Origin of the sequence: Pseudomonas sp. 2995-1 (genome assembly GCF_002742505.1) — a bacterium.
Lineage (GTDB): Bacteria > Pseudomonadota > Gammaproteobacteria > Pseudomonadales > Pseudomonadaceae > Aquipseudomonas > Aquipseudomonas sivasensis.
Window position 1 is genome coordinate 1 of the sequence record NZ_LJSA01000542.1, and the last position, 310, is coordinate 310.

Below are 310 nucleotides of genomic sequence, written 5' to 3' on the forward strand. Positions count from 1 at the left end.
ACTTTATATTCAACAGGAACAACTGGTACTAGAATAATGGAGAATACATCTTTAAAAATACATCGGTTTCAATCAGGACCACTTGGTGGTGATCAGCAAATAGGAGCGAAAATTGCAGAAAACGAAATGGACTGTGTTATCTTTTTTAAGGATCCGTTAACTGCCCAACCTCATGAACCTGATATAAGTGCATTAATCCGATTGTGTGATGTATACAGTATTCCCCTTGCTACAAATATGGCTACTGCTGAAATTATGCTCCGTGGTTTAGAACGAGGAGATTTCCAATGGCGTGAAGTTGTTAAGGAAC

1 protein-coding gene is annotated in these 310 nt (G+C 38.4%); it reads left to right on the plus strand.

Features of this window, described 5'->3' with window-relative positions:
- The coding region (locus tag AOA61_RS27750; RefSeq protein WP_099603162.1) for a methylglyoxal synthase at positions 1 to 310 on the plus strand (310 nt) is incomplete at both ends.